Consider the following 26,503-nt stretch of genomic DNA (forward strand, 5'->3'; position numbering starts at 1 on the left):
ATGTCGGCGGAATCGGAATCGCAGTGGGACCGGCCCGTCTCTCCTGAGACGTCGGCCGGTTTCGCCGGGGCGAACCCGCGCACGAAGAAGCTGCGGTCCCGTCACGTCACGATGATCACCCTCGGGGGGATCATCGGCGCGAGCCTCTTCGTCGGATCCGGCAACGTCATCCGCACGGTCGGACCGGCCGCCGTGGTGTCCTACCTCATCGGCGGACTGCTCGTGTTCCTCGCGATGCGCATGCTCGGCGAGATGGCGGCCTCGCGCCCGGCCATCGGGTCCTTCATGGAGTACGCCCGAGTCGGCCTGGGCAACTGGGCCGCCTACCTGGTGGGGTGGCTGTACTGGTACTTCTGGGTCGGAGTGCTCGCCTACGAGGCGGTGCTCGGCGGCGAGACCCTGGCGGGCTGGTTCCCGGTCGTCCCGTCGTGGGCATGGTCGCTGGTCCTGATCGCGATCTTCGTCGGCACGAACGTCATCTCGGTCCGCACGTTCGGCGAGGTCGAGTTCTGGCTCGCCAGCATCAAGGTGCTCGCCATCGTCGTGTTCCTCGGCGCCGGTCTGCTGTTCGCCTTCGGCCTCTGGCCGAACTCCGAGGTCTCGGTCTCGAACCTGTGGGAGCACGGGGGCTTCGCCCCGAACGGCTTCGGCGTCGCATTCACCGGAGTCGCGCTCGTGATCTTCTCGTACTTCGGCACCGAGATCGCCGTGATGGCATCCGCCGAGTCCGAGAACCCGGCCAAGGGCATCCGTCAGGCGACGAGCACGATCATCTGGCGGATCCTGCTCTTCTTCGTCGGATCGGTGCTCATCATCGTCACGGTGGTGCCCTGGGACGAGCTCCCCGTGCCGACCGACGTGGCCACCGCCCCGTTCACGTACGCGCTCGAGCAGTTCGGCATCCCCGGCGCGAGCATCATCATGCAGCTCGTCATCTTCACCGCGGTCATCTCGGTGCTGAACTCGGGTCTCTACTCGGCATCCCGCATGTTCTCGGCGCTCGCCGAGCAGGGTTTCGCGCCGCGCGTCGTGGCGAAGAAGTCGAGAAGCGGCGTGCCGGTGATGGCACTGCTCGCCTCGACGATCGGCGGGCTGATCGCCACGCTGGTGAACTTCTTCACGCCGGGGTCGGGGATCTTCGACTTCATCATGAACTCCGCCGGACTCGTCGCGCTGTTCGTCTACGTCTTCATCGCGCTGACCCAGTGGCGCCTGCGGCAGCGGATGACGTCGGAGGAGGTCGCGAACCTCACGCTCAAGATGTGGCTGCACCCGTGGCTGAACTTCCTGCTGATCGCGTGCATCGCCGCGGTGGTCGTCGTGATGCTCACGACCGAGGGCGGGCGCACCCAGGTGTGGACGAGCCTGATCGCCACCGGCGTCCTCGTTCTCTTCTGGCCGCTCGTGCGCCGAAATCTCGCGAAGCGCCCCGCGGTGCCGACCACCACGACTCCGGGAAGCGACGCCGTCGCGACCTGAACACCCGTCCGGTCGCGATCCATATCGGGGGATGTGGGATCGCGACCGGCACGACACTTTCCAACGAAGGAGAAGCAGATGGCTGAGATCACTCGTGACGTGCTGATCGTCGGCGCCGGAGCCGCAGGGCTCACGGCGGCGAACGACCTGCGCAAGGCCGGCCTGTCGGTCGCCGTGCTGGAGGCCCGCGACCGGGTGGGCGGACGGCTGTGGACCGACGTCGTCGACGGCGCCATGCTCGAGCTCGGCGGCCAGTGGGTCTCGCCGGATCAGGACGCGCTCAAGGACACGATCGAGGAGCTCGGTCTCGAGACCTACAGCCGCTATCGCGAGGGCGACAGCGTCTACGTCGGACCCGACGGACAGGTGCACCGTTTCACCGGCGAGATGTTCCCGGTGTCGGCGGCGACCGAGGCGGTCATCGCCGAGATCACGTCGCAGCTGGACGCGATGGTCGCCGAGATCGACCCCGACCAGCCGTGGGCGCACCCCCGCGCCGCGGAGTGGGACTCGGTGACGTGGGACGCCTGGCTGCGCGCGCAGACCGACGACGACGAGGCTGTGCTGAACCTCGCGTTCGCCACGGGCTCGGCGATGCTCACCAAGCCGACGCACTCGTTCTCGCTGCTGCAGTCGCTGCACATGGCCGCCTCGGCAGGGTCGTACTCGAACCTCGTCGATGCCGACTTCATCCTCGACCAGCGCGTGGTCGGCGGACTGCAGAAGGTGCCGCTGCTGCTCGCCGAGCGCCTGGGCGACGACGTCCTCCTGAACCAGCCCGTGCGCTCGCTCGAGTGGAGCGATGACGGCGTCACGGCGACGACCGACGAGCTCACCGTGCGCGCCCGCTTCGCGATCCTCGCGCACGCTCCCGTGCTCTACAGCCGCATCGCCTTCGTGCCGCCGCTGCCGCGTCGCCAGCACCAGCTGCACCAGCACCTCTCGATGGGCTTCGTCATCAAGGTGCACGCCGTCTACGACCGCCCGTTCTGGCGCGAGCAGGGCCTGAGCGGCACCGCCTTCAGCCCGTACGAGCTCGCCCACGAGGCGTACGACAACACCAATCACGGTGACGAGCGCGGCACCCTGGTCGGCTTCGTCAGCGACCAGAACGCCGACGACCTCTTCGCGCTGTCGGCCGAGGAGCGCAAGGAGCGCATCCTCGCCTCGCTGTCGCACTACTACGGACCCGAGGCCGAGAACCCCGTTGTCTACTACGAGAGCGACTGGGGCACCGAGGAGTGGACGCGCGGGGCATACGCCGCCAGCTTCGACATGGGCGGCCTGCACCGCTACGGAGCGGATCTGCGCACCGCCGTCGGCCCGATCCACTTCGCCTGCAGCGACATGGCGGGCGCCGGATTCCAGCACGTCGACGGCGCCATCCGCATGGGGCACCTCGTCGCGTCGACCATCGTCGAGTCCCGCAGGGCAGCCGGCGACCAGGCCGAGGTCGGCTGATGCCCGGCGCGGTCGTCGTGGGGTACACGGCGACGGACGCGGGTGCGGATGCCGCGGCTCTCGGCGCGCGGCTCGCCCGCAGTCTCGGGGCTGTCCTGCATCTCGTGATCGTGCTGCCCTCCGAGGGCACGCGCAGCGCGGCGGTCCCGCCGGAGCGCGCGTACGAGGACCACATCCGCCGCCAGGCGAAGGAGTGGCTCGAAGATGCGGTCGTGCGCCTGCCGCAGGAGCTGACCCGCACGGGGCACGTGCGGTTCGGGGAATCCTTCGCCGAAGGGCTGATCGCCGCGGGTGAGGAGTTCGACGCCCGCATCATCGTGGTCGGCACGGCCAACGGCAGCATCTTCGGACGCCACCGCCTCGGCAGTGTGGCGTCGGAGTTGCTGCACTCGTCGACCATCCCGGTCGCGCTGGCCCCCGCGGGCACCGCCGAGGAGGACGATCATGTGCTGCCGCGCGTCACCGTCGCGGTCGGCACCCGCCCCGGCGCCGACAACCTGCTCGACGAGGCGGCGGCGATCGCCACCACGTCGCGAGTCGGTCTCCGCCTGGTCTCCCTCGTCCCGTTCGACGTCCCACCCGGACTCGACACCGGTGCCATCCGCCTGGTGGGCACCGAGCACGGCCGCGACGTGCTCACGGTCGCCAAGGGGCTGCTGCCCGAGGACCTGCCCGCCGACGTCGAGGAGGCCCCCGGCGACACGGTCGAGGATGCGGTGTCGAACCTGTCCTGGCTCCCCGGCGAGGTCGTCCTGGTCGGCTCCAGCCGCCTGGCGCAGCCGCGCCGCCTGTTCCTCGGCTCGACCGCGGCGAAGATGCTGCACGAGCTCCCCGTCCCGATGATCGTCGTCCCGCGCACCCGCGCCGAAGCAGGAGTCCGCTGATGAGCAGCTCGAACCGGGCGACGGAGCCCGAATCCGGTGTGACGACCGGAATCTCGCAGAAGGGCCTCAGCGCGGGGTCCGTCGGCGTGCTCGGCGCCGTGGTCATCGGCGTCTCGACGATCGCCCCCGCCTACACGCTGACCGCCTCGCTCGGCCCGACGGTCGCGGTCGTGGGCACCCAGGTGCCGGCCATCATCCTCGTCGGTTTCATCCCGATGCTGCTGACGGCGTTCGGCTATCGCGAACTGAACCGGATGATGCCCGACTCCGGCACCTCGTTCACGTGGGGCGTGCGCGCCTTCGGCCCGTGGATCGGCTGGATGACCGGATGGGGACTCATCGCCGCCACCGTCATCGTGCTGTCGAACCTGGCGGGCATCGCGGTCGAGTTCCTCTTCCTCCTCATCGCGCAGCTCTCCGGCAACCCCGGGATCGCCGACCTCGCGTTCAACCCCGTCATCAACGTCGTGGTCTGTCTGCTCTTCATGCTGGGCGCGACCCTCGTGTCGTACCGCGACATGCAGACGACCCAGAAGTTCCAGTACATCCTCGTCGGCTTCCAGGTGCTCGTGCTCGTCGTGTTCGCGACCGTCGCGATCATCAAGGCGGTCTCGGGCGATGCGCCCGAACCCACCGCGTTCTCGTGGTCGTGGTTCAATCCGTTCGAGGTCCCCTCCTTCAGCGCCTTCGCCGCGGGCCTGTCGCTGTCGATCTTCATCTTCTGGGGCTGGGACGTCGTGCTCACCATGAACGAGGAGACGAAGGACCCCGCCAAGACCCCCGGCCGCGCCGCGATGGTCACCGTCTTTGTCGTGGTGAGCCTCTACCTGCTGCTCGCGATCGGCCTGATCATGTTCGCGGGAGTCGGCTCGGGCGCGTACGGTCTCGCGAACGAGGACATCTCCGCGAACGTCTTCTTCGCCCTCTCCGACCCGATCCTCGGGCCCCTCGCCTTCCTCGTCTCGCTCGCCGTGCTGTCGAGCTCGGCGGCATCGCTGCAGTCCACCGCGGTCGGCCCCGCCCGCACGCTGCTGGCGATGGGGCACTACGGAGCGCTGCCGAAGAAGTTCGCACGGGTGAGCCCGCGCTTCTTCACCCCCGGCTACTCCACGATCGTCTCGGCCGTCGTCGCCTCGGTCTTCTACGCCGTGATGCGCCTGGTGAGCGAGAACGTCCTCACCGACACGATCCTCTCGCTCGGCATGATGATCTGCTTCTACTACGGCCTCACGGCGTTCGCGTGCGTCTGGTACTTCCGGCGCCAGTGGTTCGACTCGGCCAGGAGCTTCTTCTTCACGTTCCTGTTCCCGCTTGTCGGCGGCGCCATCCTCGCGGTGCTGTTCGTGACGACCCTCATCGACTCGATGGATCCGGCCTACGGCAGCGGATCCAACATCGGCGGCCTCGGGCTCGTCTTCGTGCTCGGTGTCGGCATCATCGTGATCGGCATCGTGGTCATGATCTGGCAGTCCATCCGTCGCCCGGCGTTCTTCCGCGGCGAGACCCTCGGCGTCGACGCGCCGCCGAGCGCTCGCCGCCGCTGACCCTTCCTCCCGTTCCCATAGAAAGAGATTCCCATGAGCACTCAGACAGAGCAGGCGCTGCTCGACAGCATCCCCACCGGCCTCTTCATCGGCGGCGAGTGGGTCGAGGGCAGCACCGGCAAGACCTTCGACGTGCAGGACCCGGCCACCGGCGCGGTCATCCGCACGATCGCCGATGCGACGCCCGAAGACGGCATCCGCGCGTTGGATGCGGCCGTCGCCGCGCAGGACTCGTGGGCGGCCACGGCGCCGCGCACCCGCAGCGAGATCCTGCGCAAGGCATTCGACCTCGTGCAGGAGCACAAGGAGGACCTCGCGCTGCTGATGACTCTCGAGATGGGCAAGCCGCTCGCCGAGGCCCGCGGCGAGGTCGGATACGGTGGCGAGTTCCTCCGGTGGTTCAGCGAGGAGGCGGTGCGCATCAGCGGCCGCTACGGCATCAACCCCGAGGGCACCGGACACATGGTGGTCTCGCAGCGTCCCGTCGGCCCGTCGTTCTTCGTCACGCCGTGGAACTTCCCGTTCGCGATGGCGACGCGCAAGATCGCCCCGGCGCTGGCCGCCGGCTGCACGGTCGTGATCAAGCCCCCGGCACTGACCCCGCTGACCACGATCTTCTTCACTTCGCTGCTCGAGAAAGCGGGACTTCCGAAGGGCGTCGTGAACGTCGTGCAGACCTCGAAGTCCTCGGCACTGTCTGCTCCGATCATCGCGGACCCGCGGCTGCGCAAGCTCTCGTTCACCGGCTCGACCGAGGTGGGCCGCAAGCTCATCGCCCAGGCCGCCGAGGGCGTGCTGCGTGTGTCGATGGAGCTCGGCGGCAACGCCCCGTTCGTGGTGTTCGACGACGCGGACCTCGACAAGGCCGTCGACGGCGCGCTCGCGGCGAAGTTCCGCAGCATCGGTCAGGCCTGCACCGCCGCCAACCGCTTCATCGTGCACCAGGACGTCGCCGACGAGTTCGCGCGCAAGGTCACCGAGCGCGTGAACGCGATGAAGATCGGCCGCGGCACGGAAGAGGGCGTCGCGATCGGACCGCTCATCGACGCGGATGCCGTCGCGAAGGCCGGCGAGCTCGTCGACGACGCGGTGAACCGCGGTGCGACGCTGCTGGCCGGCGGCAAGGCCGTCGAGGGCACCGGCACCTTCTACGAGCCCACCGTGCTCACCGACGTGGTCGCCGGATCCGCGATCCTCCGCGAGGAGATCTTCGGGCCGGTGCTCGCGATCGCGACCTTCGAGACCGAGGACGATGCCGTGCGCCTCGCGAACGACACCGAATACGGACTCGTCTCGTACGTGTTCACCGAGAACCTGCAGCGCGGCCAGCGGATGATCGACCGGCTCGAGACCGGCATGATGGGTCTCAACGTGGGTGTGGTGTCGAACGCCGCGGCCCCCTTCGGCGGCGTCAAGCAGTCGGGCGTCGGCCGCGAGGGCGGCCTCGAAGGCATCCACGAGTACCTGTCCACCAAGTACACGCTGATCCCGGTCTCCTGACCGCTCGGCCCAGAGGAGGATGAACACATGACCGACTACACCGTCATCAACCCCGCCACCGGAGAGACGCTGGCGTCTTTCGACACGTTCACGGACGCGCAGATCGAGGAGGCGGTCGCCGCCGCCGACGCGGCGCACCGCGACTGGTCCCGGTCCTCGACCGTCGCCGAGCGCGCCGAGATGCTGCGCCGCGCGGCCGCTCTGCACCGCGAGCGTCGCGAGGAGCTCGCCGACGTCTTCGTGCGCGAGATGGGCAAGCCCCGTGAGGCCGCGCTCGGAGAGGTCGACTTCGCGGCCGATATCGCCGAGTACTACGCCGACCAGGCCGAGGCCATCATGGCCGACCAGCCGATCGCGATCCTCGGTGACGGCTCGGCCATCGTGCGTCGCTCGTCGCTCGGGCCGCTCATCGGCATCATGCCGTGGAACTTCCCGGCGTACCAGATCGTGCGTTTCGCGGCGCCGAACCTGATCGTGGGCAACACGATCCTGCTCAAGCCCGCGCCGCAGTGCCCCGAGTCGTCGACCGCCATCGAGGCGATCTACCACGACGCCGGATTCCCGAACGGGGCGTACCAGAACGTCCTCGCGACGAACGACCAGATCGCCGACATGATCGCCGACCCGCGCGTGCAGGGCGTCTCTCTCACGGGGTCGGAGCGTGCCGGTGCCGCCGTCGCCGAGATCGCCGGACGCAACCTGAAGAAGGTCGCGCTGGAGCTCGGCGGCTCCGACCCGTTCATCGTGCTCTCCACCGACGACCTCGACGCCACGGTGCAGGCCGGCGTCGACGCACGTCTCGACAACAACGGCCAGGCGTGCAACGGCGCCAAGCGGTTCATCATCGTCGACGACCTCTACGACTCGTTTGTCGAGAAGTTCACGGCGGCGATGGCGTCGGTGACGGCGACCGATCCGACGCTCGATGACACGGTGCTCGGCCCCGTCTCGTCGGAGGCCGCGGCGGAGAACCTGCAGAAGCAGATCGATCAGGCCGTCGAGCAGGGCGCGACGCTGCTGACCGGCGGCACCAGGGACGGCGCGTTCTTCGCGCCGACCGTGCTCGCCGACGTCACGCCCGAGATGAACGTCTACCGCGAGGAGCTCTTCGGCCCCGCGGCGGTCGTGTACCGGGTCGCAGACGAGGACGCGGCCGTCGCCCTGGCGAACGACACGACCTTCGGCCTCGGATCGTACGTCTTCACGACGGATGCCGAGCAGGCCGAGCGCGTCGCCGACAGCATCGAGGCGGGCATGGTCTACGTGAACCTCGTGCTCGCCGACAGCCCCGAGCTGCCCTTCGGCGGCATCAAGCGCAGCGGCACCTCGCGGGAGCTGGGCCACCTCGCCGCCGACGAGTTCGTCAACAAGAAGCTCATCCGCATCGGCTGAGCACCGGCCCGTCGTCTCGCCGCGCGGTTCCTGAGCGCAGCGACGAGACGAAGGGCCGCCCCGATCCAGGCCGTGCACACGGCGGCGGGCGTAGGTTGGAATCATGGCAACCGTCGCAGCGAACATCGTCAAGACCCTCCGCGCCAACGGGATCGACCGTGTCTACGGTCTCCCGGGTGATTCCCTCAACGGCTTCACCGACGCCCTCCGCAAGGACGGCGGGATCCGATGGGTGCACGTGCGCCACGAGGAGTCCGCGGCGTTCGCGGCGGCGGCGGATGCGGCGCTCACCGGCGACCTCGCCGTGGTGGCAGGTTCCTGCGGGCCGGGCAACCTGCACCTGATCAACGGCCTCTACGACGCCAACCGCTCGCGGGTCCCGGTGCTGGCGATCGCGGCCCACATCCCGACCACCGAGATCGGTACCGGATACTTCCAGGAGACCCACCCGCAGGAGCTCTTCCGTGAGTGCAGCGTCTACGTCGAGTACGTCGCCGATCCTTCGCAGATGCCGCGACTGCTCGAGATCGCCATGCGCGCGGCGATCGAGCAGCGGGGTGTCGCGGTGCTGGTGATCCCTGGTGATGTGGCCCTCTCCGAGATCGCCGACGATCGTGCGGTCGTCATCGAACGCACTCATCCGGTCGTCGTGCCCCGCGCCGACGAGCTCGAGCGGGCGGCGACCCTGCTCAACGCGTCGAAGAAGACCACCATCCTCGCGGGTGCCGGCGTCGAGGGTGCACACGACGAGGTCGTCGCGCTGGCCGACCGTCTGGGTGCTCCGATCGTGCACGCCCTGCGTGGCAAGGAGTTCATCGAGTACGACAACCCCTTCGACGTGGGGATGACGGGACTGCTCGGCTTCGCCTCCGGCTATCGCGCGATGGAGGCCGCCGACACGCTGCTGGTGCTGGGAAGCGACTTCCCATACGAGCAGTTCTATCCCGAGCACGCCACGACGATCCAGGTCGACATCCGCGGATCACAGCTGGGCAAGCGGCATCCGCTCGATCTCGGCCTGGTCGGCGACGTCGGCGCGACCGTCTCGGCGCTGCTGCCGCGCCTCGCCGAGAAGAGCGATCGCGGCCACCTCGACGACGCGACGGCGCACTACCGCAAGACCAGGGCGAAGCTCGACGACCTCGCCACGCCGACGAAGGCGGGGCGTCCGATCCACCCGCAGTACCTCGCCCGGCTGCTCGACGAGCAGGCCGCGGATGACGCGATCTTCACGGCCGATGTCGGCTCGCCCACCGTGTGGGCCGCGCGCTACCTGTCGATGACCGAGAACCGTCGACTGATCGGATCGTTCACGCACGGCTCGATGGCGAACGCATTGCTGCACGGGATCGGCGCCCAGGTGTCGCATCCCGACCGTCAGGTGGTCGCTCTCGCCGGCGACGGCGGACTGGCGATGATGCTGGGCGAGCTGCTCACCCTCACGCAGAACCGACTGCCGGTGAAGACGATCGTGGTCAACAACTCGTCGCTGAACTTCGTCGAGCTCGAGATGAAGGCGGCCGGGTTCGTGACCTACGGCACCGATCTCACCAACCCGAGCTTCGCGGCGATCGCCGAGGCCATGGGCATCTTCGCGCGTCGCGTCGAGAACAGCGAGGACCTGCCCGAGGCCGTGCGCGAGGTGCTCGCCCACGACGGCCCCGCACTGCTCGACGTCGTGACCGAGCGGCAGGAGCTGTCCATGCCGCCGGCGATCGAGGCCGAGCAGGTCAAGGGATTCGCCCTGTATGCCATCCGCACGGTCATGTCCGGCCGGGGCGACGAGCTGCTGGACCTCGCCAGGGCGAACTGGCGGCAGCTCCTCTGAGCTCGGCCGGCCCGCGTCGGCCGGGAGGAGCGCCGGCCCCCGTGTGCGTCAGCTGTCGAGCAGGCCCCGCACCTCTTCGGCCTCGGCGTGGCGTCCGAGCGTCTCCAGCGCGGTGCCCAGCTCCAGAGCGGCGACCTCGCGCAGCGCGGGCACGCCGTCGGCGTGTTCGATCGCGCTGCGATAGATCGGCACGGCGTCGCCGGGGCGCTCGTCCGACACGAGCAGCCGTGCCGCGAACAGCTCCGATCCTCCCGCCGCGCCGAGGTCCCCGACCGCGGCGAACCCGTCCGCCGCGGTGAGTGCTGCGGCGACGGCCTCGTCCGTGCGCCCGAACTGCGCGAGCACGCGACCGCGGGAGTCGGTGACATCGGCGAGCAGCCATCCGGCGTCATGCTCCCGGGCGAGGGCGGCGACCTCGTCGAGCAGCGAGAAGGCCCGCTCGTCCTGACGGGCTCCGTACGCCTGGCCGAGGTTGTGCAGCACGTCGGCGAGTGTGCCGACCGCCTCGGGGGCCTGCCGTGCGAGTGCGGATGCCGTTTCGAGCGCCTCGATCGCCTCGTCGTGCTCGTCGAACCTGGCGAGGATCTTCGCGCGCTCGGTCAGCGCCACGGCCTGCTCGGCGTGCTCGTCGTCCTGGCCGAAGAGCTCGGCGGCGTAGCCGAAGGCGCCGACGGCCTGTCCGTACTCTCCCGATGCCGCCAGCGCACGAGCGAGCAGGGACGCCGTCATCGCACGTGACGCGGCCGGCACCTCGGTCTGCTCCTCGCGCTCCAGCACCTGGGCGAACAGCTCCGCGGCGACCGCGGCATCACCGGCCGAGAGCATGGCGCGTGCGAGGCGGAAGTCGGCGCCGGCCTGATCGCCGCCCTCCTGCGCGACGAGCCGCGAGGTCACGCGGTAACGGGAGACCGCCTTCTCGGCGTCCCCCGCGTCTTCCCACAGTGCGCCGGCGAGCAGATGCGCGGCGGCCAGCGCCGTGGTCGCGCCGAGCCCGGCGAGCAGGCGGCACGCCTCGTCGGCATCCGCCGCGCCCTCGACGAACGCGTCGCTGCCGCCGCGCACCCTGGCCCGTGTCTGCAGCGCCTGCGCCCGGTGGCCGATGCTGAGGTCGTCCTGTGCGAGGAAGCGGTCGAGCACGGCCGACGCGTTCTCGATGTCACCCGCGTGCAGCATCGCCGCGATGGCCACCAGTGTCGTGGTGTTCGCGAGCCGCACGTCGCCGGCCTCGACGAAAGCCCTCGCGGCGATCTCCGCCATGTCGAGAGCCGCCGCGGGCTCCTCGGACTGCAGGTGAAGCGAAGCCCGGCTGAAGGCGAGGTCGCCGCGCGACCACGCGGGCAGGGATGCCGACTGGGCGAGCGCGTCTTCGAGGGCGGCCACGGCGTCGGGCGTGGTCGCGCCGAACGTCGCGAGGCCGAGCCGCTGTTCGAGCTCGGCCTGCGCGTCGAGTCCGGCCGCCCGCAGAGCGTCGACGCGCTCCGGGAGAATCTCGGCCGCCTCGGCTTCGCGGTCCAGGGCGACGAGGATCCCGAGCTGCATCGACAGGAGCTGCGCGATCTTCGCGGGATCCTCGACGCCCATCGCGTGCGGCAGCGCCTGGAGCGTCTCGTGCTCGGCGCCGAACTGGGCGAGCTGCATGGCGCGGTCGAACCAGGCGTCCGGATCCGCCGGAGCGGCGGCGTCGGGAGCGGTGGAGAAGACATCGGAGCGGATCGGCACGTCGTAGTGCTCGCTCGACAGGGCGCGCGTCCTGGCGAGGCTGCGCGCGTGGCCGTCGGTTCCGTCACGCCGGTCGAACTCCGCGCCGAGGCGTTCCGCCGCCGCCCACGATGCCGCGGCGAGCTCGTCGGCATGCCAGGCGCCTTCGTGGGCGCCGAAGAACTCGACGAGCGCGGGGGAGTCCGCACCCCGCACCGGGGTGTCGCCGTGTCCGGCCGCGGTCACCCGATCGAGTGCGAAGGCGAAGGCCCCCAGCGCCACGACGTGCGCGTCGACGTTGAGGCCGTCGTGGCCCAGCCACGAGATATGACGCTCGACCTGGGCGAGCGCGCGAGCCTCGTTGCCGGTGAGCGCCGAGAACACGATGTTGTTGGCCACGATGCGCAGGTTGTCGGGGTTGTCCTTGGCGAGGCGGTAGCTGCGCAGATGGGCGCTCCTCGCCTCGTCCAGCCGCCCGGCGCGCAGATACGGCACGAGTACGCGGGAGAGCGCGTGCTCGGGTTCCTCACCGCAGGAGAATCCACCCTCCAGCATCTCCTCGACCAGACGGATGGCCTGGTCCTCACGGCCCGTCTCGGCGAAGAATCCGGCGAACTGGCTGCGTCCGCAGGCGTCGCAATGGCTGTGGTCATCGCGGGGTGTGGCCTCCAGCTGCACGCGCAGCGCCTCGGCGTCGTCGATGCGGCCGGCCTCCCAGGCGTCCTCGAAACGCGCCGTCAGCACGCCGCTGAGCCCGAGTCCGCCCGCCCGGTAGTGCGCCTCCATGTCGTCCAGCACGGCCGCGATCTGCTCGGCGGAGAACGCCGGCGACGAGCGCAGCGACGAGGCCATCCACTTGAACTGCCACATCAGGTCGGCGCCGCCGTACTCGAGATCGGCGGGGAAGCGCTGCGGGTCCGCGTCGTGCCGGGCCAGGCACCAGGCGAACGAGTTCAGCATCACATCCGTCGCGCCGTTCATGTTGGCCGACGCGGTCTGCCGCATCCGCGCCTGGTACTCGAGTCGTTCGTCGCCGATCTCGATGGCGAGCGCCACCGCTTCGGCGACGAGGGCCTGCTCGGCCGGGCCCCAGGGGGTGCGGTCGATCTCCTCGACGAGCTGCGTGAAGCGCGTGCGCGAGCGTTTCATGGTGAGTCCTTCGGGCTGTGGTGGGCGGGTCAGAACGCGTCGTCGAACGGCAGCGAGTCCTCTTCGAGGCCGGCCGAGAGGGCGACCAGGTCGGTGAGGGCTGTCGTCATGAGGGCGCGGTCGGAGTCGGAGAGCGGATGGTGTCCGGACAGCAGGGCCTGGATGTAGAGCAGCTGCACGGTACGGGCGAACACCGCGTCGTCGGCGACGCGCACCAGGGCCCGCACCACGCGGTTCGACCAGTTCAGACACAGGCGGGCGCGGAGATCCTCGGGCCCGCTCGCCGCGGCGGTCGCGTCGATGCGATCGAGCACCCCGCCCCACAGCGATCCGGTGATCCCTCGTGTGCGACCGCGATCGATGCGGCGCAGCACCTCGGGGTCGGCGACGTAGAGCGCGGCGAGCTCGGGCTGGTCGACGGAGCGCACCGTGACCGAGCAGTCGGAGGCGCTCAGCACCGCGCTCGCCCTCTCCTCGAGGGCGAGCGCGGCGTCGCGGTCGTCCAGGGGAGGGGGATCGAGGCGGTCGAGTTCCCCGGTCACGTCGACGACCTCGACGGTGACCTGGGGATAGAGGTCGGGCAGCATGCGCACGATGTCGGAGTCGTAGAGGTAGCCGCCGTTGACCAGGACCTCGGATGTCGGTGAGATGCCCGCGACCTGACGGAACTCGTCGACCGACGGGGCGACGCGCACGTGCGGGTACCGCTCGACCAGATCGCCGATGCGCATCGTGCCGTGCGTGGTCTCGAGGGTCAGCCACCGGGTGATGAACCGCGCGAGCTCCTCGTCGTGGCGGACGAGCGACTTCAGCCCCACCTCGTGGATCGCCACGAACTGCGCGAGCCGGTGGGGTTCGCGCAGCCCGAGCTCGAGGACCCAGCGACGGATGCCGGCGCCGAGGTGCTCTCGCACGCGCTCGAGGGCAGCGTCGTCGACGAGGGACTCGCGGCTCGCGGTCGGCGACAGGCCGGTGGAGTCGACGACCGCGCGGACGAAGAACGCCCATTCCGGCAGCACGTCGTCGACGCGCTCGCCGAGCAGCATCCGACCCAGATACATGCGCGTCGCCTGGCGTGCGCCCGGAGGCGGGGCGAACGGCAGCACGTAGGCGAGTCCGCGCGTGCCGGTCGCCGGCTCGTGCAGCTCGATCGCGTCGAAGGGGGCGGCGCCGAGGAGGTCGCGCCCGTACCGCACGGCCTGCTCGATGTCGTCCGCGGCATCGAGGAACGGCGCGGGGCGGGTGATGTCGATGTCGCCGGTCGGTGAGTCCACCGTGACCCGCACGGGCAGGAACTCGGCGAACGCCGTCGCCAGCTCGCGCACCGCGGCGGGGCGCAGCAGGTCGTCGGCGTCGAACCGCGCCGACAGGTGCACGCTGGTGCCGATGGGCAGATCGTCGTCGATCTCGACGACGCGGAAGGTGCCGTCCGCGTTGCCGGTCCATTCGACCGCCGAGCCTCCGCGTGCGCTGCGCGAGCGGATCACGATGGTGTCGGCGACCATGAAGCAGCTGAGCAGCCCGATGCCGAACTGGCCGAGGTAGTCGCTGCGCGGGAGGTCGAAGATGTCGCGTTTCGAGCTGCGCCCCACGGTGGCCAGCAGATCCGCGACCTCGTCGATGGTGAGACCGATCCCGTCGTCCCGCAGCACGAACTCGCCGGAGGCGTCGGTGAGCGGGGTGATCCGGATGTGACCGCCCGCACCGTCGACCTCTCGGCGCGCCGTGACGGCATCCCGCGCGTTCTGCAGGAGCTCGCGCAGATAGACGCGTGGGCTCGAGTAGATGTGCCGGCTCAGAAGGTCGACGACCCCGCGCAGGTCCACCTGGAACTGCTGCACGTCAGCACTCACCGCATCGCCTCCTGTCGCGTCCGCTCGCCGAGCCTAACAACAACGGCACGTCGGGGTCCGGTTCGGCCGCAGCCGAAGGATGCCGTATGCTTGACGAGCAGTTGTTGTCTGCATTCTTTCGCCGTGCCCGGTCCTCCGGTCAGGTCAAGGATGGCAGGATGAAGATGACACCCCGAGACCATCCGGTCTCTAGGGCGGTAGCTCAATTGGCAGAGCAGCGGTCTCCAAAACCGCAGGTTGCAGGTTCGATTCCTGTCCGCCCTGCGCGTCAGCACACGCTGACACACGAAAGGTACATTCAGGATGGATCAGGACGAACCGCGCGGCGAGGTCGTCGCGTCCGGCGCCACCCGCGAGAAGAAGCGTGGACTCGTGGGCTTCTTCGCGGGCATCGCCCTGTTCTTCCGTCAGGTCATCGCCGAACTGCGCAAGGTCGTCACCCCGACCCGCAAGGAACTGGTCAAGTTCACCGCAGTGGTGCTCGTCTTCGTCTTGATCGTCATGGGCATCGTCTACGGACTCGACACCCTGTTCGCCTGGGTGACGCACGTGGTGTTCGGGGTTCCGGGCGCCTGACGCCCTCGCGGCCCTGGCCGCAGTGATTGGAAAGAAACAACGTGGCTGAACGATATTCCGACGACGCCGACTGGGCGACCGCTGCCGAGCAGTCCAGCGAGGAGGACGAGGCCCAGGAGGGCAACGTCCTCGCCGCTGAGGAGAACTCGGTCACCCCGGCCGAGCACGTCGCGCTGCACGTCGAGGACGTCGACGCCGAGCCCGACACGCAGGACGACACCGACATCGAAATCGACGACCCGGAGGCGGACGCGATCGTGAACGACGCTCTCAACCTGGACGAGGCGGCAGAGGCTGAGGCCGCCGCCGAGGTCCTGAACGAATCCGTGGCGGACGAGACCGCCGAGCTCGAGGCCGCCGAGGCCGATGAGGTCACCCCCTACGACGGTCCCGACGTGAACGGCGAGGACGACCGTCCTGCGGCGGACGCGGACGAGGATGACGACGACGCCGAGGAAGACCCGTACGAGGCGTTCCGCCTCGACCTGCGGATGCTGCCGGGCAAGTGGTACGTCATCCACTCGTACGCCGGATTCGAGCGCAAGGTCAAGGCGAACATCGAGCAGCGCAAGTCGACGCTCGAGGTCGAGGACGAGATCTACCAGATCGAGGTCCCGATGGAGGACGTCGTCGAGATCAAGAACGGCCAGCGCAAGATGGTCACCCGCGTGCGCATCCCGGGCTACGTGCTCGTGCGCATGGAGCTCACGGAGGACACCTGGTCCGTCGTGCGGCACACCCCGGGCGTCACCGGCTTCGTGGGCAACGCCCACAACCCGACTCCGCTGCGCTTCGAAGAGGCCTTCAACATGCTGAAGTCCCTCGTCGAGGTCAAGGACGTCCCCACGGCCAAGAACATCGCGTCGAAGGGCGGCGTCGCCGTCGCTCGTCCGCTGCCGGCCGAGGTCGACTTCGAGGTCGGCGAGACCATCACGATCAAGGAGGGCTCGTTCGCGGGTCTGCCCGGTTCGATCAGCGAGATCAAGCCCGAGAGCGGAAAGCTCACCGTGCTCGTGTCGCTCTTCGAGCGTGAGACCCCGGTCGAGCTGTCGTTCGACCAGGTCACGAAGATGATCTGACACACGTCGCACGAGAACGGCCGTCCCGCTTCGGGGCGGCCGTTCTCGCATGCGGGGTCACTTCTGCATCCGCGATTCTGTGCGGGGCCACTTCCGCATCCGTGATTCCGTCCGGGGACACTTCCGCATCCGGAACGGGCTGTTCCGCTGCGTTATCGACCCCGCTCGGCATCCGGCACGTCGATGAGGCGGCGTCCCGCGGACAGAATCCGTGCGGGGTCAGTTCTGCATCCGTCATTCCGGGCGGGGTCAGTTCCGCATCCGTGATTCTGTGCGGGGCCACTTCCGCATCCGGAACGGGCTGTTTCGCTGCGTTATCGACCCCGCTCGGCATCCGGCACCTCGATGAGGCGGCATCCCGCGGGCAGAATCCGTGCGGGGTCACTTCTGCATCCGTGATTCCGGCGGGGTCACCTAAGCATCCGTGATTCCGTCCGGGGTCACTTCCGCATCCCGAACCGGCTGTTCCGCTGCGTTATCGACCCCGCTAGGCATCCGGTACGTCGATGGGGCGGCATCCCGCGGACAGAATCCGTGCGGGGCCAGTTCTGCATCCGGGATTCGGTGCGGGGCCACTTCTGCATCCGGAACGGGCTGCTCCGCTGCGTTATCGACCCCGCTCGGCGTCCCGTGCCGCCGAAAGGCGTGCGTCGTCGGCATGTCCCCGGATCGGGTAGACTTACCTGGTTTGTGTGCCGCTTCGGCGTGCGCGCGAACCCCACCGCTGTCCGGAACCGCCGGATCGCGGGAGAAACGGATGCCGAGGCATCCGATTCGATGAAAGGAAAGAGAATGGCACCGAAGAAGAAGGTGACCGGCCTGATCAAGCTTCAGATCAAGGCCGGCGCTGCCAACCCGGCGCCGCCGATCGGCCCCGCGCTCGGTCAGCATGGCGTCAACATCATGGAGTTCTGCAAGGCGTACAACGCCGCGACCGAGTCGCAGCGCGGCAACGTCATCCCCGTCGAGATCACCGTCTACGAGGACCGCAGCTTCACGTTCATCCTGAAGACCCCGCCGGCGGCGGAGCTCATCAAGAAGGCCGCGGGCGTCCCCAAGGGCTCCGCGACCCCGCACACCGTCAAGGTCGCGAAGATCACCAAGGAGCAGGTCCGCGAGATCGCCGAGACCAAGCAGGCCGATCTGAACGCGAACGACATCGAGGCTGCCTCGAAGATCATCGCCGGCACCGCCCGTTCCATGGGCATCACGGTCGAGGGCTGAGGAGAATAATCATGGCTACCAAGTCCAAGGCTTACAAGGCTGCCGCCGAGAAGATCGAGGCAGACCGTTTCTACACCCCCTCCGAGGCCGTCGCTCTGGCCAAGGAGACCGGCTCGTCGAAGTTCGATTCGACCGTCGAGGTCGCGCTGAAGCTCTCGGTCGACCCCCGCAAGGCGGACCAGATGGTGCGTGGCACCGTCATCCTGCCGCACGGAACCGGTAAGACCGCCCGCGTCATCGTCTTCGCCACCGGCCCCGCGGCCGAGGCAGCGATCGCCGCAGGTGCCGATGAGGTCGGCGGCGCCGAGCTCATCGAGAAGGTCGCCGGCGGATGGACCGCGTTCGACGCGGCCGTCTCCACCCCTGAGCTCATGGGCCAGGTCGGTCGTCTCGGAAAGGTGCTGGGCCCGCGCGGCCTGATGCCGAACCCGAAGACCGGCACCGTGACCCCCAACGCTGCCAAGGCAGTCGAGGAGATCAAGGGCGGAAAGATCGAGTTCCGCGTCGACAAGCACGCCAACGTGCACTTCGTCGTCGGCAAGTCCTCGTTCACCGCTGAGCAGCTCGACGAGAACATCGGCGCAGCGCTCGAGGAGATCGTGCGTCTGAAGCCGTCGAGCTCGAAGGGCCGCTACATCCAGAAGGGCGCCGTGTCGACCACGTTCGGCCCCGGCATCCCGCTGGACGTCAACGCCATCTGAGTGTGACATCGGAAAGGCCCCCGCCGTGTGCGGGGGCCTTTTCGCATTCTCCCGGCGCGACATCCGACGACATCCGATGCGCGATGCGACCCGGATGCCGCGTACTGTGGGGGAGTTCCGCGCCACAGCACCGCGCCTCATCGCACCCCAGGAGGGTACCCATGTCCCGTCGCCTCATCGCCGTCACTGCACTGGTCGTCGCCGCCACCGCACTCACCGCATGCAGCGGCACAGCCTCCCCCGAGAGCACCTCGACATCAGGGGGAGCCGGGTCCGACCTCGGCCTCATCACCGACGGCACCCTCACGGTCGCGACCGAGGGCACGTACCGCCCCTTCAGCTTCCACGACGACGGCGGCACGGGAGACCTCACCGGCTTCGACGTCGAGATCATCCAGGCCGTGGCCGACAAGCTGGGACTCGAAGTCGAGTTCCAGGAGACCCAGTGGGACGCGATCTTCGCGGGCCTCGATGCGGGGCGCTTCGACGTCATCGCGAACCAGGTCACCGTCAACGACGACCGCACGGCGAAGTATCTCTTCAGCACTCCCTACACCGTGTCGCCCGGAGTCATCGTCGTCGCGGAGGACGACGACTCGATCTCCTCGTTCGACGACCTCGAGGGCAAGACCACCGCGCAGTCGCTCACCAGCAACTGGAAAGACCTGGCCACCGAGTCCGGTGCCACGGTCGAGGGCGTCGAAGGCTGGGCGCAGGCCGTCGAGCTGCTGCGCCAGGGTCGCGTCGACGCGACTATCAACGACAAGCTCACCTTCCTCGACTACGAGAAGACCACCAGCGACTCGGGTCTGAAGATCGCCGCCGAGACCGACGAAGCCGGCGAGCAGGCGTTCGTGTTCACCAAGGACAAGACCGCGCTCGTCGACGCGATCGACACCGCTCTCGACGAGCTGCGTGCCGACGGAACCCTGGCCGAGATCAGCGACAAGTACTTCGGCGAAGACGTCACCCAGTAACCCATGGACAACCCCTGGCAGCTGTTCCTCGACTCGCTCGGGCCCATCGCCCTCGCGGGTGTGACGGTCACGGTTCCGCTCGCGCTGGTCTCCTTCGCGCTCGGCCTCGTGATCGCGGTCGGCATCGCGCTGATGAGGATCTCGGTGAACCCGGTGCTCTCGGGCATCGCGAGGTTCTACATCTCGGTCATCCGCGGGACGCCGATGATCGTTCAGCTGTTCGTGATCTTCTACGGCCTCGGGTCGATCGGTCTGAAGATCGACCCGTGGCCGAGCGCGATCATCGCTCTGTCGCTCAACGTCGGCGGCTACGGGGCGGAGGTCGTCCGCGCGGCGATCCTCTCGGTCCCCAAGGGGCAGTGGGAAGCCGCGTACACGGTGGGCATGAACCGCACGCGCACGCTGACCCGCGTCATCCTGCCGCAGGCCGCTCGGGTATCGGTGCCGCCGCTGTCGAACACGTTCATCTCGCTGGTCAAGGACACCTCGCTGGCATCTCTGATCCTGGTGACCGAGCTGTTCAAGGTGGCCCAGCAGATCGCCTCGGCGACCCTGGAGTTCATGGTGCTGTACCTCGCCGCGGCGCTGGTGTACTGGGTGCTCTGCCTGATCCTCTCGTTCGGGCAGAGCGCACTGGAGAGGAGACTCGACCGCAATGTCGCTCACTGACCCTCCGCACTCGCCGGATCCGATGCCCGACGATGTGTCCTCCCCGGCGCCGGGCCCGACGGCCGACGCGCTGCTGACGGCTCGAGACCTGCGCAAGAGCTTCGGCGAAAACGAGGTGCTCCGCGGCATCGACCTGACTCTGCACCGCGGCGAGGTCGTGGTGCTGATCGGACCTAGCGGGTCGGGCAAGACGACCGTGCTGCGTGCGCTGAACGGGCTCGAGACTCCCGACTCCGGCACCATCGTGGTCGCGGGCGGCCCCGACATCGACTTCTCCCCGGCAGCCGCCGTCGCACCGCGAGTGCGGGCACGCAGGCGACTCGCGCTGCGCGACCGGTCGGCGATGGTCTTCCAGCACCACAATCTGTTCCCGCATCTGACGGTGCTCGAGAACGTCATCGAGGGGCCGTGGCGGGTGCAGCGTCGGCCGAAGGCCGAGGCGATCGCCGACGCGCGTGCACTGCTCGCGAGGGTGGGGCTCGCCGACAAGGAGGATGCGCACCCGCATCAGCTCTCGGGCGGGCAGCAGCAACGTGTCGGTATCGTGCGGGCGCTCGCCCTGCGGCCCGACCTGCTCCTCTTCGATGAGCCCACCAGCGCGCTCGACCCGGAGCTCGTTGGTGAGGTGCTGCTGGTGATCAAGGAGCTCGCCGACGAGGGGTGGAGCATGGTGGTCGTGACCCATGAGCTGAGCTTCGCGCGTGAGGCCGCCGACCGCGTCCTCTTCATGGATGCCGGGGCTGTGGTCGAGTCGGGAACCCCGGCCGAGATCTTCGGCGCACCGCAGCACGAGCGCACCCAGCGCTTCCTCGCGCGCATCCTGCGTCCCCTCGACGGCGCCTGAGGGCGGGGGCGTCGGTCAGGCGGCGATGGCGGGAAGCACGAGGCTGATCGCGAGTGCGATCATCACGACGGCGATCAGCGCGTCGAGCACCCGCCATGACCGCTTGGTGCGCAGCCATCGGCCGAGGTAGCGCGCACCGAAGCCGAGGGCGGTGAACCACAGCACGCTCGCCGCGATCGCCCCTGCGGCGAACAGCCACCGCTGCTCGCCGTGCGTCGCCGCGATGGAGCCGAGCATCAGCACCGTGTCGAGGTAGACGTGCGGGTTGAGCCAGGTGAGTGCGAGCACGGTGAGGACCACGGAGGCGAGGCCTGTGCGCCCGCCGGTGCCGGCATCCGCGGTCCGAGGGCGTGCGCCACCCTCGACCGTGTCGACGCGCAGCTGCCCGCCGCCCCGCCATGCACGGCGCGCGGCGAGCAGGCCGTAAACCAGCAGGAACAGCGCACCGGCCCATCGGGCGGCGACGACGAGCCAGGGCGCCGACGAGATGAGGAAGCCGAGCCCGGCGACCCCGGCGGCGATCAGCAGGGCGTCGGAGAGCGCGCAGATGACGACCACGGCCACGACGTGCTCGCCTCGCATGCCCTGTCGCAGCACGAAGACGTTCTGGGCGCCGATGGCGATGATCAGGGACAGGCCGAGGCCGAGACCCGAGAGGACGGAGAGCATGCCTCAAAGGTAAGGACCGCTGCACATGAGCACCAGCGAGGATTTCTACCGAACCATTAGCATGGCTGATGTGAAGATCGATCCCGAACTCGCCGCCACCGTGGCCGCCGTCGCCGACGAGGGCACGCTCGATGCGGCATCCCGCGTCCTCCGGATCACCCCGTCTGCGGTGAGTCAGCGCCTCAAGGCCCTCGAAGAGCAGCTGGGCAGAGTGCTGCTGGTGCGCACGAAGCCCGCCCGCCTCACCGAGGCGGGCGAGGCGGTGGTCCGGCTCGCCCGTCAGATGGCACTTCTCGAGCACGATGCGCTCGCCGGTCTCGGGCTGCAGAGCGAGGATGCGCCCCGCGCGCGCATCCCGCTCGCCGTGAACGCCGATTCGCTGGCGACCTGGTTCCTGCCGCCGCTCGCCCGGCTCTCCGCCGTCCACGACCTCGACTTCGACCTGCACCGCGACGATCAGAACTTCACGGCGCGGCTGCTCGAGTCGGGCGCGGTGATGGCCGCTGTCACGAGCGAGGCGACCCCGGTCGCCGGCTGCTCGGTCTCGCCCCTGGGGGTGCTCGAGTACCACGCGATGGGGGAGCCCGCGTTCGTGCGGCGCTGGTTCCCCGACGGGGTGACCGCGCAGGCTCTCGCCGCGACCCCGTTCGTCGACTTCGATCGCCGCGACGCGCTGCAGCATGAGTGGCTCGCGGCGCAGGGGGTCGATCAGCAGGGGGTGCCGCGGCACTATGTGCCCGCATCGCACGACTACGCGCTCGCCGTGCGGCTGGGGCTCGGCTGGGGAATGGTCCCGGTGCTGCAGCAGGGTGACGGCCTCGTTCCCCTCGGTGGCCCCCCGCTGCGGGTCACGCTGTTCTGGCAGCAGTGGAATCTGCGCTCCTCCCTGCTCGACACGATCGCCGCCGACATCGCCGCGGAGGCGCGGCGCGTGCTGTCGCGCTGAGGTCCGATCCGCAGACGACGACGCGCAACCATCCGACCGGTAGCTAAGACGCGTAGACGTTTTTATCTCAAAATGGGCACAAGTCGTACAGCTATGCGACTTCAGGGCTTGCTTTCCCGCATTACGTGGACAAAACTGTCCAGTACCGAACCGCGGATGCGCCCACAGTGGGCATCCCCAGAGCATCCGCGGTTCTCGGTTCCTGAGGGGGAGACACATGGTTCAGAAGGACACGACACGGAAAGTGCGGGCCGTTCTGGCCGGCGGGTTGGTGCTCGGCGTGGGAATCGGGGTGACACTCGCCGCCTGGAACGATTCGGAGTTCGCGTCGGGGACCTTCACCGCCGGATCCTTCAATCTCGAGGGCTCGACGACGAGCGCCACGACCGCGTATGCCAGTCACAACGTGGACAACGGCGACACCGCGGCCTCGCTGGTGTTCCAGCTCCCGGCCGTCGCCTCGTCGATGGCGCCGGGTGATGTGGTCTACGCCCCGTTCTGGGTGCGTCTCGACAGCACGACGACGAACAGCGCGACGCTCCTGCCCACGGGGGTCACCGCCGGGGCGGGCGGCAACACCGCGAACCTCGCCTACACCGTGACGGCCATCGCGCCGGGTGCGACCTGCGGGGCGGCGGCGACGGGAACGCTCGTCGCGTCGGGTGCCACCCTCGCCGCACAGACCGGCGCGACCTCGGTGCCGCTGACCAAGGGGTCGGCGGCAGGCACCGCGGGGACGCCGGTGCAGCTGTGCTTCGCCGTCACGGCCGGATCCGGCCTCACCCAGGGCGCTGCGGCGACCGCGACATGGAAGTTCACGGCGACCTCGACCGCCAACTGATCATGGCCGGCACCCGCAGATCCATGCGGGAGGGAAGGCTGTCGCGGTCCCGCCGGATCCGGGCCGTCCTCGCGGGCGGGCTGGTGTTCGGCGTCGGCGCGACGATGACCCTCGCGGCATGGAACGACTCCGAATACAGCAGTGCGACCTTCACCGCGGGCCGCTTCGACATCGTCGGGGCCGTGGACGGCGCGACGTTCAGCAGTCATCCGACGAGCACTCCGATCGGTTCAACGGCCGCACTGGCCTTCAGCGCCCCCTTCGGTGCGATGGTCCCGGGCACCACGGTCTACGCGCTGTTCAGCGTGAAGACCGCCAACCCGTCGGTGACAGGCTCGCTGCAGCTGAGCGTGGCATCGACGGCGGGGACCGGGCTCGGTCCCTACCTGCGCTATGGGGTGCGCACGATCTCGGGAACCACGTGCAATGCCACGACGTATCCGGCCGGCACCGCGGTGGTCGCCGACAATTCGACGATGTCCACCGCGGGCACCGGAACCCAGACGGTCGCCGCCAACGGCGGATCGACGGTCAACTACTGCATCGCGGTGACCCTCCCCTCCGGCGCCGACAACGGAGCGCAGGGGCTCACGGCGATCCAGACCTGGCAGATCCTCGGGACGGCGTCCTGACCGGGCGCCGCAGAAGCGGAGGGACGGCATGAGCGCACCGGCGACGAGACGAGGCCTCCGCGAGCAGGGGGCGGAGCGATTCGCTGTGCCGGATGCGGCCGGGAGCGAGGCGCGGCGTCGGGGTGCGATGTCCCGGGCCGGGCGTCTCGTCGTCGACGTGCTGCTGTGGGCGGCCGCGATCGCCGGGACGATCTGCATGGTGCTGGTGGTCCTCGCACTCACCGCGCAGATCACGCTGATCATGTTCCGCACCGGGTCGATGTCGCCGACCATCCCCGCAGGTTCCGTGGCCGTCGTGCAGCAGGTCCCGGCATCCGAGATCGCCGTAGGTGACGTCGTGACGGTCGATCGCCCCGGTGACCTGCCCGTCACCCACCGGGTCACATCCGTCGCCCCGGGCGAGAGCGGTGAGCAGCGAGTCCTCACGATGCGCGGTGACGCGAACGCGGCCGACGACCCCTACTCCTACACCGTGGAGTCGGTGCGCGTGGTGCTGTTCTCCGTTCCGGGAATCGCCACCGTGATCGTGGCACTCGGCGATCCGGTGGTGCTCGGAGGGCTCACGATCGCGGCGACCGCGCTGGTGGTCTGGGCGTTCTGGCCGCGCCGCGCACGAGGTGCCACGGGGGTCGACTCATGATCAGCAGGGCAGGAGTCAAGGCTGCCGTCATCGCGAGCGCGGTCGCCGCCGGCGTGATGCTCGTCGCGCCGACCGCCGCCTGGGCCGCGCCCTCGACCCAGATCGTGCAGGGGGAGGTGCTCACGCTCGTGTCGGTCGCCGACTGGGACGCCGCGTCGAGTCTGCGCCCTGGACAGCCCGTCCGGTGGGATGTCACCGTCAGCGCGGACGCCCCCGAGCCCGGAACCGTGCGCGTGGGCATCAGCGCCACCGGCGATGCCGGCCTCGTCCTCGACGCCGCCCTGTGCACGCACGCCTGGACCGCGGGAGGATGCCCCGGCGGAGAGACGGTCGTGCGGTCGGCCTGGCCGATCCCCCGAGACGGCTCCGAGATCTCGCTCGTCGAGATGTCCGACAGCGACGCGGCGCATCTGCGTCTGTCGATCGCTCTCGCCGATGAGCAGCCCGGCAGCACCGAGGTGCGCGTGCACGCGCAGGGCGCGGGGGAGTCGGCGACCGTGGGGCCCGGCGGGGGACTGGCGGCCACGGGCCCGTCGCCGGTGGCTCCCTGGGCGGTGGGCGGCGCGCTCGTGCTGCTGACTGTCGGGTGGGCGCTCGCCGCGGCCGCGCGTGCGCGTGCGGCCGCCCAGGGCGGCGGATCGTGAGCGCGCGCGGGCGGCGACGGATGCTCGGCGGAGTCGCCGGCGCCCTGCTGCTGATCGGGGTCGGCCTCACGCCACCCGCACAGGTGACGGACGCGGCCTTCACCGATCGCGAGTACTCCAGCGCGACGTTCGGCGCCTTCACCGTTCCGGCGCCGACGATCACCTCGTGCACCACGGTGAACAACGGCCTCGGGATCTTCCAGAGCGTGACGCTCGTATGGGCTTCTCCCTACCCCGCCACGGGGGTGAGTCTGACCCTGACGCAGGGGGCGACGACCGCCACGGTCCCCGCCGCGAACATCACGACCACAGGTCCGGTGTCGGGTTCCTACACCCATACGGCGCTGCTCACTCAGGGACTGCTGTCGAGTCTGCTGACGAATCTGCTGGGCAGCACCACGACGATGACGGCGCGCAACCTGCTCGCCGGCACGACCTGGGTGTCGGCCGGGGCGAGTCGACAGCTCGCGGTCGGTGCGCTGGGCGTCGGGTCCAGCTGCACCTGAGGCGCACGAGCGCCAGGATGCTCGTGCGGGAGGGGCGTCAGTCGGCGAGCGCCAGCGCGCGGAAGGCGTCGCGCTCGCGCAGGTGCTCACGACGGCTGGCGGCGGCGGCCGCCGCGGCTTCGGCGATCCGGGGCGGCACCTGCATGCCGGTGGTCCGTCGGTAGAGCTCGTCGATGAGGTCGGTGGCGAGACCGACGAGCTTCGCGATCTCGCGGTCGTCGCGGTCGATCCAGACGCACCGCGGCTCGTCGTGGATCGGAGCGAAGTCGACGTGCTCCTCCCAGACGAAGAGCGTGCGCTCGGCGCCGAGCACGTGCTGCTGCCACCAGATCTGGCGCAGGTACGTGCGGGGGATGCCGCGGAAGGCCTTGTTGGTCGTCTTGATCTCGGCGAGCTCGATGCGGCCGTCGGCATCGACGGCGATGCCGTCGGGGGTCGCCAGGTGGCGGTGCTCGACCTCGGCGCGGAACAGGGCCGACGAGGGGAGGATGCCGTGCGTCGCCGCCACCCACGCGGCGATCTCGGGCTCTCGGCGTCGGCCGTGATCGGTGTAGGCGTTGCCGCCGAAGCGGGGACCTCCGCCGAGCTTGGAGTCGGCAGCGCGGGTGATCGAACGTTCGCTGGTGAGCCCTGCGACATCCGTCGCGGTGATGCCGCGCGAGCGGGCTCGCATCCAGGCCACACGGTCACGGGAATCCGCGACGATGCGTGCGCGGAGTTCGGGAGTCACCTCTCGACCCTAACCCCGCCCGGGGACTCTGCGTCCC

Annotated in this window: 24 protein-coding genes and 1 tRNA gene; 21 read left to right on the forward strand and 4 right to left on the reverse strand. The window is 69.4% G+C overall.

All coding sequences use genetic code 11. The annotated features are described in order from the left end of the window. The 7 genes from FQ142_RS05470 (at position 1) to poxB (ending at position 10,088) form a co-directional block, all read left to right on the forward strand. Entirely contained in the window at positions 1 to 1,479 is a 1,479-nt protein-coding gene (locus tag FQ142_RS05470; protein ID WP_149422524.1) for an amino acid permease, read from the forward strand. A 78-nt stretch (positions 1,480 to 1,557) separates the two neighbouring features. Continuing rightward, positions 1,558 to 2,940: a flavin monoamine oxidase family protein gene (locus FQ142_RS05475; protein ID WP_149422525.1), complete on the forward strand. Its 1,383-nt coding sequence runs from the start codon at positions 1,558 to 1,560 to the stop codon at positions 2,938 to 2,940. Next, entirely contained in the window at positions 2,940 to 3,824 is an 885-nt protein-coding gene (locus FQ142_RS05480; protein WP_149422526.1) for a universal stress protein, read from the forward strand. The genes FQ142_RS05475 and FQ142_RS05480 overlap by 1 nt, the downstream gene beginning before the upstream one ends. Then, complete coding sequence (locus tag FQ142_RS05485) at positions 3,824 to 5,368, forward strand: APC family permease (RefSeq protein ID WP_149422527.1); 1,545 nt, start codon at positions 3,824 to 3,826, stop codon at positions 5,366 to 5,368. Before FQ142_RS05480 ends, FQ142_RS05485 begins: the two co-directional genes overlap by 1 nt. A gap of 33 nt (positions 5,369 to 5,401) precedes the next feature. After that, positions 5,402 to 6,868 (forward strand): NAD-dependent succinate-semialdehyde dehydrogenase, encoded by a 1,467-nt coding sequence (locus tag FQ142_RS05490; protein WP_149422528.1) that lies wholly within the window; start codon positions 5,402 to 5,404, stop codon positions 6,866 to 6,868. Between the two features lie 27 nt (positions 6,869 to 6,895). Then, positions 6,896 to 8,260: an NAD-dependent succinate-semialdehyde dehydrogenase gene (locus tag FQ142_RS05495; protein WP_149422529.1), complete on the forward strand. Its 1,365-nt coding sequence runs from the start codon at positions 6,896 to 6,898 to the stop codon at positions 8,258 to 8,260. 103 nt (positions 8,261 to 8,363) lie between these two features. After that, entirely contained in the window at positions 8,364 to 10,088 is a 1,725-nt protein-coding gene (gene poxB / locus FQ142_RS05500) for a ubiquinone-dependent pyruvate dehydrogenase (protein WP_149422530.1), read from the forward strand. Positions 10,089 to 10,136: 48 nt separating this feature from the next. On the opposite strand, the gene FQ142_RS05505 is transcribed toward poxB, so the two are convergent. Together FQ142_RS05505 and FQ142_RS05510 are read right to left on the reverse strand one after the other, a co-directional pair. Continuing rightward, on the reverse strand, positions 10,137 to 12,935 hold the full coding sequence (locus tag FQ142_RS05505; RefSeq protein ID WP_149422531.1) for a hypothetical protein: 2,799 nt from the start codon (positions 12,933 to 12,935) through the stop codon (positions 10,137 to 10,139). Between the two features lie 29 nt (positions 12,936 to 12,964). Continuing rightward, positions 12,965 to 14,788 (reverse strand): HSP90 family protein, encoded by a 1,824-nt coding sequence (locus FQ142_RS05510; protein WP_149422532.1) that lies wholly within the window; start codon positions 14,786 to 14,788, stop codon positions 12,965 to 12,967. Between the two features lie 191 nt (positions 14,789 to 14,979). Between FQ142_RS05510 and FQ142_RS05515 the strand changes: the two genes are divergently transcribed. The 8 genes from FQ142_RS05515 to FQ142_RS05550 all read left to right on the forward strand — a co-directional run bounded on the left by FQ142_RS05515 (position 14,980) and on the right by FQ142_RS05550 (position 20,858). Next, positions 14,980 to 15,052 (forward strand) — tRNA-Trp (locus FQ142_RS05515). A 39-nt stretch (positions 15,053 to 15,091) separates the two neighbouring features. Continuing rightward, on the forward strand, positions 15,092 to 15,364 hold the full coding sequence (secE, locus tag FQ142_RS05520; RefSeq protein ID WP_056420099.1) for a preprotein translocase subunit SecE: 273 nt from the start codon (positions 15,092 to 15,094) through the stop codon (positions 15,362 to 15,364). A gap of 41 nt (positions 15,365 to 15,405) precedes the next feature. Continuing rightward, positions 15,406 to 16,443 (forward strand): transcription termination/antitermination protein NusG, encoded by a 1,038-nt coding sequence (gene nusG / locus FQ142_RS05525; protein ID WP_149422533.1) that lies wholly within the window; start codon positions 15,406 to 15,408, stop codon positions 16,441 to 16,443. A 792-nt stretch (positions 16,444 to 17,235) separates the two neighbouring features. After that, positions 17,236 to 17,667: a 50S ribosomal protein L11 gene (gene rplK, locus FQ142_RS05530; protein WP_056420105.1), complete on the forward strand. Its 432-nt coding sequence runs from the start codon at positions 17,236 to 17,238 to the stop codon at positions 17,665 to 17,667. An 11-nt stretch (positions 17,668 to 17,678) separates the two neighbouring features. Further along, positions 17,679 to 18,368 (forward strand): 50S ribosomal protein L1, encoded by a 690-nt coding sequence (gene rplA / locus FQ142_RS05535; RefSeq protein WP_045254236.1) that lies wholly within the window; start codon positions 17,679 to 17,681, stop codon positions 18,366 to 18,368. Between the two features lie 161 nt (positions 18,369 to 18,529). After that, entirely contained in the window at positions 18,530 to 19,345 is an 816-nt protein-coding gene (locus FQ142_RS05540) for an amino acid ABC transporter substrate-binding protein (protein WP_149422534.1), read from the forward strand. Between the two features lie 3 nt (positions 19,346 to 19,348). Next, positions 19,349 to 20,014 carry an amino acid ABC transporter permease gene (locus FQ142_RS05545; protein ID WP_056420111.1) on the forward strand — a complete coding sequence of 222 codons (666 nt, stop codon included), beginning with the start codon at positions 19,349 to 19,351 and terminating at the stop codon, positions 20,012 to 20,014. 22 nt (positions 20,015 to 20,036) lie between these two features. Further along, complete coding sequence (locus FQ142_RS05550) at positions 20,037 to 20,858, forward strand: amino acid ABC transporter ATP-binding protein (protein WP_149422692.1); 822 nt, start codon at positions 20,037 to 20,039, stop codon at positions 20,856 to 20,858. Positions 20,859 to 20,873: 15 nt separating this feature from the next. On the opposite strand, the gene FQ142_RS05555 is transcribed toward FQ142_RS05550, so the two are convergent. Further along, entirely contained in the window at positions 20,874 to 21,527 is a 654-nt protein-coding gene (locus FQ142_RS05555) for a LysE/ArgO family amino acid transporter (protein WP_149422535.1), read from the reverse strand. A gap of 70 nt (positions 21,528 to 21,597) precedes the next feature. On the opposite strand from FQ142_RS05555, the gene FQ142_RS05560 reads away from it, so the two are divergent. From FQ142_RS05560 to FQ142_RS05585, 6 genes are all read left to right on the forward strand, one after another. Then, positions 21,598 to 22,473, forward strand: coding sequence for a LysR family transcriptional regulator ArgP (locus tag FQ142_RS05560; protein WP_188042331.1), 876 nt, complete (start codon positions 21,598 to 21,600; stop codon positions 22,471 to 22,473). Positions 22,474 to 22,690: 217 nt separating this feature from the next. Beyond that, positions 22,691 to 23,314: a SipW-dependent-type signal peptide-containing protein gene (locus FQ142_RS05565; RefSeq protein WP_056420122.1), complete on the forward strand. Its 624-nt coding sequence runs from the start codon at positions 22,691 to 22,693 to the stop codon at positions 23,312 to 23,314. Continuing rightward, positions 23,281 to 23,946 carry a SipW-dependent-type signal peptide-containing protein gene (locus FQ142_RS05570; RefSeq protein WP_262492062.1) on the forward strand — a complete coding sequence of 222 codons (666 nt, stop codon included), beginning with the start codon at positions 23,281 to 23,283 and terminating at the stop codon, positions 23,944 to 23,946. Before FQ142_RS05565 ends, FQ142_RS05570 begins: the two co-directional genes overlap by 34 nt. Before the next feature lie 28 nt (positions 23,947 to 23,974). Continuing rightward, complete coding sequence (locus FQ142_RS05575; protein WP_149422537.1) at positions 23,975 to 24,586, forward strand: signal peptidase I; 612 nt, start codon at positions 23,975 to 23,977, stop codon at positions 24,584 to 24,586. Then, positions 24,583 to 25,230 carry a hypothetical protein gene (locus tag FQ142_RS05580; RefSeq protein ID WP_149422538.1) on the forward strand — a complete coding sequence of 216 codons (648 nt, stop codon included), beginning with the start codon at positions 24,583 to 24,585 and terminating at the stop codon, positions 25,228 to 25,230. Before FQ142_RS05575 ends, FQ142_RS05580 begins: the two co-directional genes overlap by 4 nt. Continuing rightward, the gene (locus tag FQ142_RS05585; protein ID WP_149422539.1) at positions 25,227 to 25,736 is read left to right on the forward strand and encodes a hypothetical protein; all 510 of its coding nucleotides are present in this window, start codon (positions 25,227 to 25,229) and stop codon (positions 25,734 to 25,736) included. The genes FQ142_RS05580 and FQ142_RS05585 overlap by 4 nt, the downstream gene beginning before the upstream one ends. Positions 25,737 to 25,773: 37 nt before the next feature. Here FQ142_RS05585 and FQ142_RS05590 read toward each other — a convergent pair whose 3' ends face one another. Then, positions 25,774 to 26,466 carry a YqaJ viral recombinase family protein gene (locus tag FQ142_RS05590; RefSeq protein WP_056420138.1) on the reverse strand — a complete coding sequence of 231 codons (693 nt, stop codon included), beginning with the start codon at positions 26,464 to 26,466 and terminating at the stop codon, positions 25,774 to 25,776. Positions 26,467 to 26,503: the final 37 nt, after the last annotated feature.

The organism is Microbacterium sp. ANT_H45B, assembly GCF_008369345.1.
Lineage (GTDB): Bacteria > Actinomycetota > Actinomycetes > Actinomycetales > Microbacteriaceae > Microbacterium.

Coding starts and splice junctions, on each gene's coding strand:
- FQ142_RS05570 (WP_262492062.1), top strand. CDS start 23,281: ATGGAAGTTCACGGCGACCTCGACCGCCAACTGATCATGGCCGGCACC.
- FQ142_RS05555 (WP_149422535.1), bottom strand. CDS start 21,527: ATGCTCTCCGTCCTCTCGGGTCTCGGCCTCGGCCTGTCCCTGATCATC.
- FQ142_RS05575 (WP_149422537.1), top strand. CDS start 23,975: ATGAGCGCACCGGCGACGAGACGAGGCCTCCGCGAGCAGGGGGCGGAG.
- rplK (WP_056420105.1), top strand. CDS start 17,236: ATGGCACCGAAGAAGAAGGTGACCGGCCTGATCAAGCTTCAGATCAAG.
- FQ142_RS05490 (WP_149422528.1), top strand. CDS start 5,402: ATGAGCACTCAGACAGAGCAGGCGCTGCTCGACAGCATCCCCACCGGC.
- FQ142_RS05550 (WP_149422692.1), top strand. CDS start 20,037: ATGCCCGACGATGTGTCCTCCCCGGCGCCGGGCCCGACGGCCGACGCG.
- FQ142_RS05505 (WP_149422531.1), bottom strand. CDS start 12,935: ATGAAACGCTCGCGCACGCGCTTCACGCAGCTCGTCGAGGAGATCGAC.
- FQ142_RS05540 (WP_149422534.1), top strand. CDS start 18,530: ATGTCCCGTCGCCTCATCGCCGTCACTGCACTGGTCGTCGCCGCCACC.
- secE (WP_056420099.1), top strand. CDS start 15,092: ATGGATCAGGACGAACCGCGCGGCGAGGTCGTCGCGTCCGGCGCCACC.
- FQ142_RS05495 (WP_149422529.1), top strand. CDS start 6,896: ATGACCGACTACACCGTCATCAACCCCGCCACCGGAGAGACGCTGGCG.
- FQ142_RS05475 (WP_149422525.1), top strand. CDS start 1,558: ATGGCTGAGATCACTCGTGACGTGCTGATCGTCGGCGCCGGAGCCGCA.
- rplA (WP_045254236.1), top strand. CDS start 17,679: ATGGCTACCAAGTCCAAGGCTTACAAGGCTGCCGCCGAGAAGATCGAG.
- FQ142_RS05565 (WP_056420122.1), top strand. CDS start 22,691: ATGGTTCAGAAGGACACGACACGGAAAGTGCGGGCCGTTCTGGCCGGC.
- FQ142_RS05480 (WP_149422526.1), top strand. CDS start 2,940: ATGCCCGGCGCGGTCGTCGTGGGGTACACGGCGACGGACGCGGGTGCG.
- FQ142_RS05580 (WP_149422538.1), top strand. CDS start 24,583: ATGATCAGCAGGGCAGGAGTCAAGGCTGCCGTCATCGCGAGCGCGGTC.
- FQ142_RS05545 (WP_056420111.1), top strand. CDS start 19,349: ATGGACAACCCCTGGCAGCTGTTCCTCGACTCGCTCGGGCCCATCGCC.
- poxB (WP_149422530.1), top strand. CDS start 8,364: ATGGCAACCGTCGCAGCGAACATCGTCAAGACCCTCCGCGCCAACGGG.
- FQ142_RS05485 (WP_149422527.1), top strand. CDS start 3,824: ATGAGCAGCTCGAACCGGGCGACGGAGCCCGAATCCGGTGTGACGACC.
- FQ142_RS05470 (WP_149422524.1), top strand. CDS start 1: ATGTCGGCGGAATCGGAATCGCAGTGGGACCGGCCCGTCTCTCCTGAG.